This window comes from Neisseria canis, from assembly GCF_900636765.1.
In the GTDB taxonomy this organism is placed as follows: domain Bacteria; phylum Pseudomonadota; class Gammaproteobacteria; order Burkholderiales; family Neisseriaceae; genus Neisseria; species Neisseria canis.
This window is the reverse complement of record NZ_LR134313.1, coordinates 2542278-2557680: the sequence shown is the minus strand read 5'-3', so window position 1 is coordinate 2557680 and position 15403 is coordinate 2542278. Positions and strand designations below refer to the sequence as shown.

The 15403-nt window shown below is 49.7% G+C and carries 16 protein-coding genes; 9 read left to right on the top strand and 7 right to left on the bottom strand.

From position 1 onward, the window contains the following. Nucleotides 1-162: 162 nt before the first annotated feature. On the top strand, nucleotides 163-1209 hold the full coding sequence (gene recA, locus EL143_RS12100; RefSeq protein ID WP_085416577.1) for a recombinase RecA: 1047 nt from the start codon (nucleotides 163-165) through the stop codon (nucleotides 1207-1209). 190 nt (nucleotides 1210-1399) lie between these two features. Here recA and EL143_RS12095 read toward each other — a convergent pair whose 3' ends face one another. Further along, entirely contained in the window at nucleotides 1400-2410 is a 1011-nt protein-coding gene (locus EL143_RS12095; RefSeq protein ID WP_085416576.1) for a 2Fe-2S iron-sulfur cluster-binding protein, read from the bottom strand. A gap of 122 nt (nucleotides 2411-2532) precedes the next feature. On the opposite strand from EL143_RS12095, the gene EL143_RS12090 reads away from it, so the two are divergent. Together EL143_RS12090 and EL143_RS12085 are read left to right on the top strand one after the other, a co-directional pair. Next, nucleotides 2533-3975: a hypothetical protein gene (locus EL143_RS12090; protein ID WP_085416575.1), complete on the top strand. Its 1443-nt coding sequence runs from the start codon at nucleotides 2533-2535 to the stop codon at nucleotides 3973-3975. A 185-nt stretch (nucleotides 3976-4160) separates the two neighbouring features. Further along, the gene (locus EL143_RS12085) at nucleotides 4161-4460 is read left to right on the top strand and encodes a hypothetical protein (RefSeq protein ID WP_085416574.1); all 300 of its coding nucleotides are present in this window, start codon (nucleotides 4161-4163) and stop codon (nucleotides 4458-4460) included. Nucleotides 4461-4579: 119 nt separating this feature from the next. On the opposite strand, the gene EL143_RS12080 is transcribed toward EL143_RS12085, so the two are convergent. The 3 genes from EL143_RS12080 to upp form a co-directional block, all read right to left on the bottom strand. Beyond that, entirely contained in the window at nucleotides 4580-5389 is an 810-nt protein-coding gene (locus EL143_RS12080; RefSeq protein ID WP_085416573.1) for a DUF4198 domain-containing protein, read from the bottom strand. 211 nt (nucleotides 5390-5600) lie between these two features. Further along, entirely contained in the window at nucleotides 5601-5918 is a 318-nt protein-coding gene (locus tag EL143_RS12075; protein WP_085416572.1) for a DUF2322 family protein, read from the bottom strand. A gap of 89 nt (nucleotides 5919-6007) precedes the next feature. Further along, nucleotides 6008-6634 (bottom strand): uracil phosphoribosyltransferase, encoded by a 627-nt coding sequence (upp, locus tag EL143_RS12070; protein ID WP_009117139.1) that lies wholly within the window; start codon nucleotides 6632-6634, stop codon nucleotides 6008-6010. Between the two features lie 120 nt (nucleotides 6635-6754). Here upp and EL143_RS12065 point away from each other — a divergent pair, with 120 nt between their 5' ends. Further along, on the top strand, nucleotides 6755-7282 hold the full coding sequence (locus tag EL143_RS12065; RefSeq protein WP_085416571.1) for a GbsR/MarR family transcriptional regulator: 528 nt from the start codon (nucleotides 6755-6757) through the stop codon (nucleotides 7280-7282). Between the two features lie 147 nt (nucleotides 7283-7429). Beyond that, nucleotides 7430-7858: a hypothetical protein gene (locus EL143_RS12060; RefSeq protein WP_232001300.1), complete on the top strand. Its 429-nt coding sequence runs from the start codon at nucleotides 7430-7432 to the stop codon at nucleotides 7856-7858. Between the two features lie 65 nt (nucleotides 7859-7923). On the opposite strand, the gene EL143_RS12055 is transcribed toward EL143_RS12060, so the two are convergent. From EL143_RS12055 to EL143_RS12045, 3 genes are all read right to left on the bottom strand, one after another. Beyond that, on the bottom strand, nucleotides 7924-8349 hold the full coding sequence (locus EL143_RS12055; RefSeq protein WP_126326799.1) for a hypothetical protein: 426 nt from the start codon (nucleotides 8347-8349) through the stop codon (nucleotides 7924-7926). 289 nt (nucleotides 8350-8638) lie between these two features. Continuing rightward, nucleotides 8639-9253 carry a peptide chain release factor H gene (gene prfH / locus EL143_RS12050; protein ID WP_085416568.1) on the bottom strand — a complete coding sequence of 205 codons (615 nt, stop codon included), beginning with the start codon at nucleotides 9251-9253 and terminating at the stop codon, nucleotides 8639-8641. Between the two features lie 2 nt (nucleotides 9254-9255). Continuing rightward, the gene (locus EL143_RS12045) at nucleotides 9256-10395 is read right to left on the bottom strand and encodes an RNA ligase RtcB family protein (protein ID WP_085416595.1); all 1140 of its coding nucleotides are present in this window, start codon (nucleotides 10393-10395) and stop codon (nucleotides 9256-9258) included. A gap of 485 nt (nucleotides 10396-10880) precedes the next feature. Here EL143_RS12045 and mutY point away from each other — a divergent pair, with 485 nt between their 5' ends. The 4 genes from mutY (at nucleotide 10881) to argS (ending at nucleotide 15347) form a co-directional block, all read left to right on the top strand. Further along, entirely contained in the window at nucleotides 10881-11933 is a 1053-nt protein-coding gene (gene mutY / locus EL143_RS12040; RefSeq protein WP_169709820.1) for an A/G-specific adenine glycosylase, read from the top strand. 22 nt (nucleotides 11934-11955) lie between these two features. Next, nucleotides 11956-12771, top strand: a complete 816-nt coding sequence (gene hpnC / locus EL143_RS12035) for a squalene synthase HpnC (protein ID WP_085416566.1) — start codon at nucleotides 11956-11958, stop codon at nucleotides 12769-12771. 234 nt (nucleotides 12772-13005) lie between these two features. Beyond that, nucleotides 13006-13299: a hypothetical protein gene (locus tag EL143_RS12030; RefSeq protein WP_085416565.1), complete on the top strand. Its 294-nt coding sequence runs from the start codon at nucleotides 13006-13008 to the stop codon at nucleotides 13297-13299. 329 nt (nucleotides 13300-13628) lie between these two features. Then, entirely contained in the window at nucleotides 13629-15347 is a 1719-nt protein-coding gene (gene argS, locus EL143_RS12025; protein ID WP_085416564.1) for an arginine--tRNA ligase, read from the top strand. Nucleotides 15348-15403: the final 56 nt, after the last annotated feature.

Here is a 15403-nt window from a genome sequence, read left to right as displayed (position 1 = left end):
TGCCGATATTGAGCCGGTAAAAGTGCTGCAAAGCTCACTTGTGGGACTTGAGGCACTTTTACCGGCTCAAATATTGCCCGGGCTAAAAACCCATGCCAAGCAAGCGAGGATATGCGATAATTTACGGGATTTTTACTACACGAATTTTCATACGAGAACACTATGTCAGACGAAAAAAGCAAAGCCCTTGCTGCCGCGCTCGCGCAAATTGAAAAAAACTTCGGTAAAGGCTCCATCATGAAGATGGACGGCAGCCATCAAGACGAAAATCTGGAAGTTATCTCCACCGGCTCGCTGGGCTTGGATTTGGCTTTGGGCGTAGGCGGCCTGCCGCGCGGCCGCATCGTAGAAATCTACGGCCCCGAATCTTCAGGCAAAACCACACTTTGCTTGGAAACCATTGCACAATGTCAAAAAAACGGCGGCGTGTGCGCTTTTATCGATGCCGAAAATGCGTTTGATCCGATTTATGCCCGCAAGCTTGGTGTGAAAGTGGAAGACTTATTGGTTTCACAGCCGGACACGGGCGAGCAGGCATTGGAAATCTGCGATATGTTGGTGCGCAGCGGCGGCGTAGATATGGTGGTTATCGATTCTGTGGCAGCACTGGTTCCTAAAGCTGAAATTGAAGGCGAAATGGGCGACAGCCACGTCGGCCTGCATGCCCGCCTGATGAGCCAGGCTTTGCGCAAACTGACCGGCCATATCAAAAAAACCAATACGCTTGTGGTGTTCATCAACCAAATCCGCATGAAAATCGGTGTGATGTTCGGCAGCCCTGAAACCACAACCGGCGGTAATGCATTGAAATTCTATGCTTCCGTGCGCTTGGATATCCGCCGCACCGGCCAGATTAAAAAAGGCGAAGACATTTTGGGTAATGAAACCAAAGTAAAAGTGATTAAAAACAAAGTTGCGCCGCCTTTCCGTCAAGCTGAGTTCGATATCATGTATGGCGAAGGTGTGAGCTGGGAAGGGGAATTGATAGACTTGGGCGTGAAATACGACATTGTCGAGAAATCAGGCGCTTGGTATGCCTACAATGGTGCAAAAATAGGCCAAGGTAAAGACAATGTGCGTGTTTGGCTGAAAGAAAATCCGGAAGTTGCCGATGAAATCGACCGCAAAATCCGTGAAAAAGCCGGCACTACCGTGCAGATTACGGAAGGTAAGATTGATGAAACCGATGGTGAGGAGCCGCAAGAATAAAGCTCACGGGATGATGTAGCGAATCAAATGACAAAGCTTCATTTGCTATATTTGATTTGAATGAGTATGGCGTATTTGTATTCGCTACTAACCATATGGTTTGACTACTGGATAACCAATGCCTGTCTGAAATGTTTTTTCAGACAGGCATTGGTTATATGGCTTCAAGCTTTGCCTAAACAGCAAAACCTTAATGGGATGGCGAAAAAGCATCAGAGAAAAAAGATTCGCGCGGCAGGTTTTGCCGGGTTTCGCATTGCTGTTGCACGGCTTCAATCATAGCGGGAGAGCCGCAGGCATACACTTCATGAGCCGACAAATCAGGGTAGTCTGCCAAAATATGGTGCTGGATATAGCCGGTTTTTCCCTGCCAACCGTCGTGCGGGCGCGATAATACTTGTGTAAAACGGCCGTTGGGCAGGCGGCTTACCAATTCGGCGGCAACATCGGCTTGGTAGATGTCTGCTTCATATCTGGCGCCCCAGTAAAAATGAACATCGCGCCTGCTATCGTGTTCGACCAAGTGTTGCAGGATGCTTTTAATCGGCGCAAAGCCTGTGCCTGTAGCCAATAAGAGTAAAGGCGCCGAGCTGTTTTTGCGCAGGGTAAAGCTGCCTAAAGGCGCGCGTATCCGCATAACGGCTCCGGTTTTTACCACGGGGGATTCACCAAACAGCATATTTGAAAACAAACCGTTTTCACGGCGGCGGATATGCAGCTCCAACGTATCGGGCCGGCTGGCAGGGCTGGCAATGGAGTAGCTTCTTATGTGGTTGTTTTTCAGAAGAATATCAATGTATTGGCCGGAGTAGAATGAAAAAGGCGGCGCTTTGGGCAAAGCAAGCGTGACAATGGCGACATCGTGGATACAGTCTACCGAATTTACGCGCGCCGGCAGGGTGCGTACGGGCGGGGTGTCTGCATCGAAGCCGGGAATATTCAACACCAAATCGCTTTGCGCGGTTGAGCAGCACATCAGAATTTTGCCGGCGGCCTGTTCCTCTGCGGTTAAAGCCTGCTCTGCGTGCCCGCCCTGAACGGCGTTGCCGCTCATAACTTCGGCTTTACACTGGCCGCAGATACCGTTCTGGCATGAATGGGGCAGATTGAGGCTTTGGCGTTTGGCCGCGCTTAAGATGGATTCGTTTTCATCAACGGAAAAGCTGATTGAGCTTCCGGAAAGGGTAACGGTTTGTGTCATTTTTATAAAAAGTGTGTGTCGGTTAGCAGGATTATAGCGAAATTTTGCAGGAAATAAAGAATTCGGGCATAATCCAATTTTGAAAAAATTAAACTAATTTAACAAAAAAGGGTGAAAAAGTTATGAAGAAGACTTTGTTGGCGGTAGCCGTAGCTGCTTTCGGCTTGAGCGCATGCAGCACGTTGGACGGTAAAGCGCCGCATGAAATGGTGGGAATTTCTGTCGACCGCAGTTTAAGCAAAGATTACAGTTACAATTTTGAAAGTAAAGCTTATACTTTTCTAAGTGATAAGGATAAAGGCGTGGCGCCGCAAGTGGCTGCCGAGGCCGAGAAGAAACGCGAGAAGGAAAGCGGGGAGAAAGCTGAAGCGGTCGGCAATGCCGATACAGCCGGAGAGGCAAAGGCCGAATCATCCGAGCAGGCTGAATATGAAGAATATAACCTTTATTCCAAAGTTGAAGAAGGTAACTGGGGCGGCAAGGCTGCTGACTTGGCACAGGAATATCCGGCCATAACCAAATACATACAAAATATGCAGCTGCGTATGAATGGTGCGGTTGATTTGCGCCAACAAAAAATCGAATTGATTCCCGAATTTATTAACAATAATAAAAACGAATACAGCAGTATGAAAATGCCTATTTTGTTGGACGGAAAAAATATGACGGCTACGATTGATATGCCGGCAACCGTTCCGACGATTATGAGTATTTTCATTAAAGACAAAGAATTGGTTGAGCGTTTAACCGAACAGCCGATAAAGTTTGCCTGGAGCGATGTGGAAAAGAAAAATATTCCGTTGAAAACCACTTTGAAGGCGCTTGTAAAAGCCAGTTATACAGCTTATAAAGCCGTACCGCCGGAAGCTTACAAAGCGGCAGAGATGGATGAATTCGGCAAACGAGCAGGCGCAAAACACCGAGTGGATATTGTTTGGAACAAAGAAAATCTGGAAGCTTTCTACCAAGCATTTTACCGGGATTTCGACCATGAGTTTACACACATGCAGAAAGCCGGTTTGGAAGAAGGCGCTTCTGAGGAAAGTTACCAAACCGTACGTTCGGTTGTTGCCCAAATTTTGGGTGTTAAATTAGAAGACGCAGGCTCTGCCTTGGAAAACGAAATGGCTGAAGTGACCGAGGCGGCATCGGCTATGAAAGCTTCCGCAGAAACGGTTGAAGCTGCCGATACGGTTGACGACTACGGTGTTTCCAACCTTGTTAATGACATGGAGGCTTTTGAAAAAATGGTCGGCAGCCCCATGGTTGAAAGCATTTATTTAGACGGCAAAGGCCGCACTGTGGCGCGTCGGAGTTATCTGCAAACCAACGGTAAAGAAAAAGCTTTGAATTTTGAAATAGCTATAACTCTAAACCGCTTCGGCAACCCGGTGTTTACATTCAAGCCGGACAACAGCAAAACAGTAAAATTCCCTGAGGTGATGAAAGCGTTCCGATTGCCTTCCGGATCAGACAGCTACAACGCAGCCGGTGACCATGAAGTGGACGAAAGCATCGAAGCGCCGGAAAATCCAAATGAAATCAAAGAGGAAGTGGTGAAGTAGACTCTGATATGAATTATGCCTGTCTGAAAATATCGGTTTCAGACAGGCATACATTTGTGTATGTTTATGACACACTTTAAAGCGTGCTTATGTAAAAAATCTGCAAAAAAGCAGTTGTTTTCAAGATTATCCCTTATATTGGAGCTGTCTGCGCTGTCATGCGCAACTCAACAAGGAATAAAACCATGAACAAACGCACAGGTACTGTTTTTTTGACCGTGCTGTCTTTGGTGCTGAGCCCGATGGCCGTGTCTAAAGAAAAATCCATTAATATTGCGGAAGATACGTCCGGCTTGCCGGCTGCGTTGTCTGAAAACTTGGCCAGAACATCGCTTTCGATGGGTGTGAAAGAACCTGTAAACATACGCAGCAGCAATGAAGGCGGCAACCGCTATGCGGTGGTAAGCGGCTCTTCTTCTACCAGCTGCAAAATCAAATTATCAAAAGACGACCAACCTAAAATTTTAGGCGTGTCCTGCAAATAAGCTTTGCTTACGTTGCGGGATGTCGCATAAACAAAATACAGCTTAAATAAACGAATGCCTGTCTGAAAATATTCAGACAGGCATTTTTTAAGTTTATCGGCAGTATGCTTGCTTTTCGGTTAATGATGGGTGTGGCCGATTTGGAAAGTCATTGTGGTGTAGCTGGCCAGTTTCTGGCAGACTTTTTGATCGGGGTAATCGGTTTTATGCTCCACGCTGGCTTTCCAGAAACCTTGACGCAGTGGAATAATGTTTACCGTGCCGTCATCGCCGGTTATGTCTGAGAAAGCTTGCGCTTCCACTTTATGCGATTTGCTGCGGTCGCTGGTGTCAAAGCCGTCGAAAGTGGCGGTAACTGTGGCTTTGGGCAAGGGCTCGCCGTTGAATAAAACTTTTACTTTGAATTTGTCGCCCACATGCACATTGGCCGGGTTATCCAAAGGCACGATTTCCAAGCCCTGGCCGACCGGGCGGGTGATGATGGCGGTGTCGGCGCTTTCGTGTCCTACGTTGACAATATTTTTGCCGTACATGCGGGTTTGTTCGCAATATTCGGCATCAGGCATTTTTTTCATATCGGCCTGTTTCCAGCCGGCTTTGTTTTTCGACCAGAAAGTGGGCTGGTATTCCGCGGTTACCAGATAGCTGCCGTCTTTTACCGGTTTTTTGCTTTGGTATTGGTAGTTATGTTGGCCTTTTTGCACCAAATCTTCTTTACCTTTGCCGGTGATAAGCTGCATGGGTTTGCTGAAAATATGCAGGCGGTCTTTGGCAATCGGTTCCATATCGGGAAATTCGCCGTAGCCCAATTCGGCTTTCAGGATTTCCCCGCCGTGGGTATGCGCGGTTTCCACCCACACTCGGTGGGCTTGTGTTGCTGTGGAAAGGAGTAGGGCGCAAACGGCAAATAGAGCGGTTTTGTTTTGCATAAAATCTCTTTCTTGAGGTGATGGAAATCATAATGAATAAATGTTGATGTTATAATATAACATTTTAAAAGTAAAGATAAATGCCTGTCTGAAAGGTTTTCAGACAGGCATTCGATTTGCATTGGGATTAAAACACATATTTTATTGGAGTGTGTCAGCGTTAAGTAACGGGTAAAGTTGGATCAATTTACAAAACCCTACCGCTTGCGGATTATGCGTTGAGCGGTTTGAGCTGCAAGGTGAGGTTTTCGTTTTTAACTTTAAAGAGCAGGTCGATATTCGGATGTTTGCCGGGGTTGGTTTGGGCATCGGCAACGTGTTCAGCAAATAATGTCAAGCCCCGCTCGGCTGCTTGGGCGTTTAATGCGCCGTTAAATTCCTGCGCCAATGCGTTGTAAACTTTGAGCGAACCGAGCTTGCCGGGTGCAGCGGGGATATGGTGCAGCGTATTGCCGGCTGTGTCTTGCACATCCAAGCCGCTTAAATGGCCGATATCGGGTAGGGTTGCGAGATTGTCTTGAAAATTCATGGTACGTTCTTTCTTAGGTAGGTGAAACAGATGCCTGTCTGAAATTTTCAGACAGGCATTTTGATTGGTCTGTATTTTCTAAGCAAAATTCAGCGGGTGCCGAAAATTTTATCGCCCGCATCGCCCAAACCGGGGATGATGTAGCCGTGTTCGTCAAGATGGCTGTCGAGCGCGGCGGTGTAGATGGTTACGTCGGGATGTGTTTCGTTTACCAGCTTCACGCCTTCGGGGGCGGCCACTAAAACCAGCGCTTTGATATTGCGGCAGCCTTTCTGCTTCAGCAGGTCAATAGTGGCAACCATAGAGCCGCCGGTGGCCAGCATGGGGTCGATAATCAGCGCGGGGCGCGAATCCATGCTGTCGACGAATTTTTCAAAATAAGAAACGGGTTTTAGGGTTTCCTCGTCGCGTTGCAGGCCGACTACGCTGATTTTGGCGGTGGGAATCAGGTCGAGCACGCCGTCGAGCATGCCCAAACCGGCGCGCAGAATCGGCACGACGGTAAGCGTTTTGCCTTTGATGCGTTCGCCTTCGATTTCGCCGCACCAGCCGTCGATAATGTATTTTTCGGTGTCGAAATCGCGGCTGGCTTCGTAGGCCATCAAGCGCGCCAGCTCGGTGGTGAGTGTGCGGAATTTATAGGTGCTGCAATCGGCTTCGCGCATCAAGGTGAGTTTGTGTTTAACCAGCGGATGGTCGATGATGGTGATATTCATGGTGTATCTCTCTCGGATTTTGCCCGGTTATTATAAAACTTTCTAATCTTCCTAACCAACAATTTAATTTTTTAAAATTTCTGTATTGACAGAAATTAATAATAGCTTATAATACGAAGCATGAAACTGAATCCGACCACTCAAAAATTTGTATTGCATTGGGGCGAAATGGGCACGCAATGGGGCGTCAACCGCAGCGTTGCGCAAATCCATGCCTTGCTGTTTATTATCGGGCGGCCGATGAATGCGGAAGAAATTGCCGAAACGTTAAGCCTCGCGCGCTCGAATGTGAGCAACAGCATCAAAGAGCTGCAAAGCCTGAAGCTGGTTCAGATAACCCACCAGCTGGGTGACAGGCGCGATTATTTTACGACTTCAGACGATGTGTGGACTTTGGTGCGCACGATTGTGGAAGAGCGCCAACGCAGGGAAATCGAGCCGACGCTGCAATTTTTAAACGAATTGATGGCCACGCCTGAATTTGCCCAGGAAAACGAGCAGGTTCAGAAGCGTATCCGCGATACGCAGCAGTTTATGGAAGTGGCAACGAATTGGACGCGCGAAATGCTGAAGCTTTCCACCGGTACATTGGCTCAGGTTTTGAAGCTGGGGGCGAAAGTGCAGAAGTTTTTAGGAGGCAACAAGTGATGCTGGCACGATGAAAATGCCTGTCTGAAACTGCCACGCCGGTCGTTTGGTTTGACAAAGCGGTATTTCGATTGATTAAAGCAGAGCACCTGCTTTAATTTTTAAAAGTAAATTTCTTTTTTAACAGAAATAACGAAAGGAATGGAAATGGACTATCCTGTAAGCCATGTGATGAGTGTTATTGGTGTGATGACGGCTGCGTCGTTGTTGGTAAGCCTTGCCTGCTGGGCTTTGCTGGGCAAACCGCTGCAAGGCGTGTTGAAATATTTGTGCGACGATCCGCGTGACGAGGTTAAAGAGGTAAGCGGCTCTTTCTGGAAGCGTTTGTATATTTTGCTGATTATGATGGTGCCTTTGTTGATGGTGCTGCTGTTTGCGCCCGAGTTCGGAGAAAATATCGGTTTCAATCTGCTTTATGCGATGCGCGCGGCGTTTATGGGCGGAGTAACCGTGTTGTTGGTGTTGGCATTTTTGGTGCGCCGTCAGATTCAGTTTATTCAGAGTAACCGCGAGCCGGTGGCACCGAAAGTTGAGGAGCCGAAGTTTGTGGTCAAACCGGTAGCCGAGGTGGAATAAGAAATAGGAAATGCCTGTCTGAAAGTGTTTCAGACAGGCATTTTTTATGGGGAGCTGCCGGCGAATTAAAAGCCGCAAAGCAGTGAAAACGTGTCGACCGGCATCATTTCTTCAGCTTCGCCCAGCATGCGTTCGGGCGCGTAGTCTTTTCCCAGAAGCTGCTTGGGTTTGGCGCGTTCCGAGTTGGCAAAGCCGAGGGTGATGACGTCGGAGTTTTCAGGCGGGTAAACAACGGTGAAGTGGGAAAAGCCCCGTTTCAGTGTTAAATCGGTGTAAACACACATCAGCCAGCGGGATTGGGCGGCGGTGCGCTCCGAGAAACCGGGCGCGGAGAGGTAGGACTTTGCGTGCTCGCGCTTGATTTCGGTTGCGGTCATGTCAAACGGGGCGCCGGTGGTTTTTGCATTGATGGAGTAAAGCCGGGATTCTGCCGCACAAGCTGTGGCGATGGCGAAAGAGCAGATGAGTGGTAAGAGGAGTTTATGTGCCATGATGGGTTGGGGATGTGAATGATGAGCGGCATTGTAGGGTATTTGTTTTGTTGGGTGCAAACCAATGTTTCACAAGCTGATATAGTGAATCAACTTAAAAATAACACACTCGTCATACTCGGGCTTGACCCGAGTATCTCCTAATGTTATTGGAACTCAAGATACTCGGGTCAAGCCCGAGTATGGCGGTATTGTTATTATGTAAGTGGGTTGGCTATATTGTTGCGGATTGAACCATGCCTGTCTGAAAACCTTTCAGACAGGCATGGTTCATATTGCCGCACAAGCGTTAACGTTCTTTGAAATGAACACCTTCAAACACCCGGATCGGGTTGCCGCGTTCAACTTGATAAAGCTGGCTGTGTTTGGCGGCTGCATGTTGCTCCGATTGGGCGGCCTGCAAGCTTGCGATTTTTTGCAGCAGCAGCTCCCGGGCGCGTTTTTTGTTGGCGTGTTGGCTGCGCTCACTTTCTACGCGCACGGAAATGCCGCTGGCCGTGTGGGTGGCCCGCACGGAGCTTTCGGTTTTGTTGACATGTTGCCCGCCTTTGCCGCCGGAGCAGCAGGTTTGGAACACGATTTTGCCGCCGTCGGCGGTTTCAACCGGTTCGGGCAGGCGGAAAATGCCGATATACCAGTTTTTGCGCGGGTGTTTGGGGCGGACGGGGCTGCCGCAAATCCATTGCAGCGTGCCTTGCCAGCTTTTTGAAAAGGCTTCGGCGGCTGCTCCGTCCAGCCCGACCGTGGCGGATAAAATGCCGTGTTTGTCGGCCGTGTGCTCAAGGATTTCTGCCGTGATGCCGCAGCCCTGTGCTTCTTCGAGCAGCTTTTGCAGGGCGAAGCGGGCGAAAATGCGGCATTCGGCAGGCCCTTGTGCGGTGGAAATGTGTAAGCTGATGCTCATAATTAACCTCCGCAAGTGCCGCTGGTTTTATAGGTGAGCACCGGTTTGAAACGGACAACCGGAATGACCAGCCCGGCATCGGCCAGCGCGCGGATGATGCTGTCGATGTTTTTATAGGCTTGCGGTGCTTCTTCGTAAATCAAGGCTTTATCCCGACAAACGACGATGCTGCCGAACTCGGTTCGGCTTAAGGTGTCGGCGGAATATTTGTGCGACAGGCGCCCTTTGCATTCGCTGCGCTGCCATTTTCTTCCGGCGCCGTGTGCCAGCGAGTAAAGCGAGGCGCTGCAGTCTACGGCAGGTTCGACTAAATAGCTGTAATCGCCGCGGGAGCCGGGAATCATCACCAAGCCGCTGTTGGCCGGAGTGGTGCCTTTGCGGTGGAGCCAGCCGGCTTCGCCTTTGATTTCGGCGCGTTGCAGGAAATTGTGGTGCACGTCCAGCAGGCATTCGCCTTCGGCGCGCCAGCGTTCAAACATGCGCGCGGCAATCAAACGGCGGTTGGCGCGGGCAAATTCAAGCGCGGCATCGTGTTCGGCCAGATAAGCCGCTGCTTCGCTGCTGCTTTCAGACAGGCCTTGATGGCTGAAGCGTTCCACATGGCGGCGCAGAATCTGTTGGCCTAGGCCGCGCGAACCGCTGTGAACTAAAAGCTGCAAGCAATCTGGCCTGAATGCGGCGGGCAGCTTTTCGGGGCGGTAAACGGTGTCGAGGGATTGAAGCTCGGCAAAATGGTTGCCTCCGCCGATGGTGCCCAACGCACCGGCGGCGGCTTCGGGAAATGCGGGATTCGGCAGCAAACCGGCAATGTGCTGCCGCCAGCTTTCATCAAGCGGCGTGTCGATGTTGCCGAGCTGTTTGACCAGCTTGGCCGGTTTGGCTTTGCGGACGGGTAAGTCGGTTTGCCAAAAGGCCATGCCGCAGCCGATGTCGTTACCGATTAGGGCGGGGTAAAAGTGGCCGCTGCTGAAAAATGCCGCCCCCACGGGATAACCGCGGCCTGCGTGTAAGTCCGGCATGCCGGCCACGCAGCGCATATGGGGCAGGCGGGCGGTGGTTTCGAGCTGCCGGATGGCGTTGCCTTCTATCCAAGTGTTTGAATCGGCGATAATAATGGTTTTTGGGGAATATTCTGTGCCCATAAACAAAAAAACTTTCTTAAGGCGCAAAAAAGCAGGCATAAATACTATGCGCGTTGTTTTGCTGTTTGGGAAAGCAGCCCGGTTGCGGGCAACACAGAATTTGGATGTGTGCCTTATGCGGCAGGGCTGCAAAGAGTGATTGAGCGGATTGAAACGGTGTGAATCATGATGTGCTCCTTTCTTTGCTTGGGTTGGACAGATAATAGAGTTTCGGATTGTAATGAATTGGTCGGGGGCGGGCAATATCCGGCATATGTGTTAGTGGCCGGATAATGTGCCGTGATGCACAATTTTGACGGCAAAGCGAACAATGGCGGGTGTTTGACGGTAGTGTTGTATTTTTGTTGTCGGTTTGTCATGCCTGTCTGAAAGATTTTCAGACAGGCATGGTGAGAACAGGGTGCGTATTCTTGCTACAATACCGGCCTCGTATTATTTTAAATGCCTGTCTGAACATGGATGCTGCCGAAAAAACGTTAAATGCAATGCCCGAAGCGGCGCAAAGGGGCTTTGCCGATGCTTTGGTAAACTGGCAGAAAAAGCATGGCCGCCATCATTTGCCCTGGCAAACACAAGACCCTTACCGCGTATGGCTGTCTGAAATCATGCTTCAGCAAACCCAGGTGGTAACCGTGTTGGACTACTATCCGCGTTTTATTGCCGCGTTTCCCGATGTGCATGCGCTTGCGGCGGCGGAGCAGGATCAGGTGCTCGGGCTTTGGGCCGGGCTGGGTTATTACAGCCGCGCACGCAATCTGCATAAAGCCGCCAAACAGGTGGTGGCGGAATTCGACGGCATTTTCCCCGACACGCGCCGGCAGTTGGAGCAGCTTTGCGGCGTGGGCAGAAGCACGGCGGCGGCGATTTCGGCGTTTGCTTTCCAACGGCGGGAAACGATTTTAGACGGCAATGTGAAGCGCGTGCTGTGCCGCGTGTTTGCGCGCGAAGGCAATCCGGCCGACAAAAAATTCGAAAGCAGTCTGTGGGCGTTGGCCGAGGGCCTGTTGCCGCCCGATCCGGCCGATATGCCTGCCTACACGCAAGGTCTGATGGATTTGGGTGCAACCGTGTGCAAACGCAGCAAACCTCTGTGCGGAGAATGCCCGATGGAAGCGTTTTGCCAAGCCAAAGCGCAAAACCGGGTGCACGAGCTGCCTCTGAAAAAAGCGGCGGTTAAAGTGAAAACACAGCCGTTTTATTGGCTGGTGCTGCACGACGCGGACAACAGAATATTGCTGCAAAAACGACCGCAAAGCGGCATTTGGGCGGGGCTCTATTGCGTGCCCTGTTTTGACAGCCAGCAAGCGCTTTATGACTTTGCCGCAGAACTGGGTTTGCCGCCCGAGAGTTTGAGCGAACAGGCCGCGTTTACCCACAGGCTTACCCACCGTCTGCTTGAGATTATGCCGTTTGAAGCCCAATGCCTGTCTGAAAACGTTTCAGACAGGCATTGGGTGGGCATGCAAAACCTGCAACAATACGGCTTGCCCAAACCTTTGCACGGCTATCTCAACCGCGCTCAAAAGCCTTTGTTTTAAACCTTCAGAACACAAAGAAACCATGTCAGTCAACCACTACGAAAATTTCCCCGTCGGCTCGGTTATGCTGCCTCGCCGTTTGCGCAAGCCCGTTCACGCCATTTACGCCTTCGCCCGCACGGCAGACGATATTGCCGATGAAGGTGCTGCCCCAAACGCAACGCGCTTGCAGCAACTGGCCGGGTTTAAACAGGAATTAGACGCCATAGCCGCCGGAAAAACGCCGGAAAATCCGTTAGTCCAACGTTTGCAGCAGCAGGCGATTGAGCCTTTCAATCTGCCTTTGCAGCCTTTTTACGATCTGCTTTCGGCATTTGCGCAAGACGTAGAGAAAAAACGCTACCAAAATTTTGCCGAGCTGGTGGACTATTGCCGCCGCTCCGCCAATCCGGTAGGCAGGCTGATGCTGCATCTTTACGGAGAAACCGACAGCCGCAGCATTGCCCAAAGCGACGGCATCTGCACAGCCTTGCAGCTGATTAATTTCTGGCAGGATGTGGCGGTGGATTGGCAAAAAGGGCGTGTTTACATTCCTCAGGACGATTTGGAAAAATTCGGCGTGAGCGAAGCGCAGATTGCCGAAGGCAAGGTCGATTTTGCATTTCAGAGGCTGATGGCCTATCAGTGCGAGCGCGCGCATAAAATGCTGAAAGCGGGTTCGCCTCTGGGCCGCAAGCTTGAAGGCAGAATCGGTTTTGAATTGAGGATGATTATTTTGGGCGGGCAGCAAATTCTGCATAAATTAGATGCAAACCGCTATGATGTGTTCAACCGGCGGCCGGTTTTAGGCTGGAAAGATTGGTGGGTTATGCTAAAAAGAGCGGTACAAAAAAAATAGCAATGCTTATTTTTTTATACAAAATACCGTTCAATTACTTACACAGTTGTGTAGAATAACTGTCTTAAAATAACCACGTTTATCTTCAAGTAGCTACGGTTTTTTAAGTGTTTCGATAAAATTTATGGAATTAATACGCTATAAGTATGGTTTTGATATAAAATAGCGCGCTTAGTAGGAAGAAAGTAAACATAAACAATAATGTTATCTACACATATTACAGGAAAACAACTTATGAAAACTCAGCAGGAATTGCCTGATAGTGCTGTTTTGGCCGTTATTATTGTTTTAATTTTGGGGACATTGGGGTATTTTATTTACGGGCAGTGGCAGAGAATCAGTCAAGTGCAGCATTCGGCTAATGGCGTTTCCGCCCAGCAGGTAGCCGACAAGATGGCAAAAGAGCGCGAAGATTTTCGGGCTGTGTCCGAAGGGCAAAAAAAGTTGGAAGATTTGGATAAAGAGCGTGCGGCAGCCAGTCAGGTTAAAGCCGGAAATTTTGAAGCAGCAGCTGCCGACCTTAAATAAAGAGTGCATTGTTTGTACTAAATAACTATCGAATTAAAATGCCTGTCTGAAACCATAGTTTTCAGGCAGGCATTTTTGTGTTGGGCTTTGATTTGCCGGTTTTATCAGCAACAAAACAATTGCTTAGTAGCATGCCTACTTCGAGGCTGAGCACAAATATGGCGCGTATGATTTTGTGAACTTATTTACTGCATATTGTGCGCAGTTTGTTGTTTTGCGAATGATATGAATCGTTGCAACACGGATAAGCGGCGGGTGTTTATCACCGCCGTTTTCCTTTAAAATAGCGCCTTAATTTTTGACATTTAACTGAATAAATCGAGAGCAATATGAATTTACACCAAAGCGTCGCCAAAGAAATTGAAGCTGCATTTGAAGCGGCGGGTATCGGCGGCAGCCCGATTGTGTTGCAACCTGCCAAAAGTGTCGATTTCGGTGATTTTCAAGTAAACGGCGTGATGGGCGCGGCTAAACAGGCGAAAGCGAACCCGCGCGAGTTGGCGCAGAAAGTTGCTGAAGCGTTGGCGGATAATGCGGTTATCGAGCATGCGGAAGTGGCAGGGCCGGGTTTTATCAATTTGCGTCTGCATACCGGATTTTTGGCAGAAGGCTTGCGCAATGCATTAAATAGTGTGCGTTTGGGTGTGCAGGCGGTTGCCGAGCCGCAAACCGTGGTGATTGATTATTCTTCGCCCAATTTGGCCAAAGAGATGCATGTAGGCCATCTGCGTTCCAGCATTATCGGCGACAGTATTGCCCGTGTGTTGGGTTTTTTGGGGCATAAAGTTATCCGTCAAAACCATGTCGGCGACTGGGGAACGCAATTCGGTATGCTGGTGGCTTATATGGTTGAGCAGCAAAAAGACAATGCCGGATTCGAATTGTCTGATTTGGAGCAGTTTTACCGAGAAGCCAAAATCCGTTTTGACGAAGATGCTGCTTTTGCCGATGTTGCGCGCGACTATGTGGTGAAGCTGCAAGGCGGCGATGAAACTGTATTGGCTTTGTGGAAGCAGTTTGTCGATATTTCGCTGAGCCATGCCCAAAATGTTTACGACACGTTGGGGCTGGAATTAACCCCTGATGATGTGGCCGGCGAATCCAAATATAACAACGACTTGCAGGTTGTGGTGGATGAATTGGCCGTAAAAGGGTTGGTTGTGGAAGATGACGGCGCCAAAGTGGTGTTTTTGCAGGAATTCCAAAATAAAGAGGGTGAACCGGCGGCGTTTATCGTGCAGAAGAAAGGCGGCGGTTTTTTATATTCTTCCACCGATTTGGCTTGTATCCGCTTTCGTGTGAACGAGCTTGGTGCCGACCGCCTGCTTTATGTGGTGGATGCCCGCCAGGCCCTGCATTTCCAGCAGCTTTTTACCGTTGCGCGCAAAGCAGGATGGCTGCCTGAAAATGTGGCGGCCGAGCATATTGCGTTCGGCACCATGATGGGTAAAGACGGCAAGCCGTTCAAAACGCGCAGCGGCGATACGGTGAAACTTGTGGAATTGCTTGATGAAGCGGTGGAACGGGCGACTGCATTGGTGCGGGATAAAAATGCCGAACTGGATGCGCAGTCTGCCGCCGATATCGGCAAGGTTGTGGGTATCGGCGCAGTTAAGTATGCCGATTTGAGTAAAAACCGTACCAGCGATTATGTGTTTGACTGGGATAATATGTTGAGCTTTGAAGGCAATACCGCGCCTTATCTGCAATATGCGTTTACCCGCGTGCAAAGCGTGTTCCGCAGAGCGGGCGAATGGGATGAAGCTGCCGCCCCCGTGTTAACGGAAGGATTGGAAAAACAGCTTGCGGTTGAGCTTTTGAAGTTTGAAGATGTTTTGAACAATGTGGGCGAGACGGCTTATCCGCATTATCTTGCCGCTTATCTTTACCAAGTGGCCACGCTGTTCAGCCGGTTTTACGAAGCCTGCCCGATTTTGAAAGCCGAGGGCGAAGTGCGCAATAGCCGTTTGCAGTTGGCGAAGTTGACCGGGGAAACCTTGAAAACGGGTTTGGACTTGTTGGGAATTGAAACATTAGATGTGATGTAATGCGCTAAAGTGAAACAAATGCCTGTCTGAAAACATTTTTCAGACAGGCATTTGTT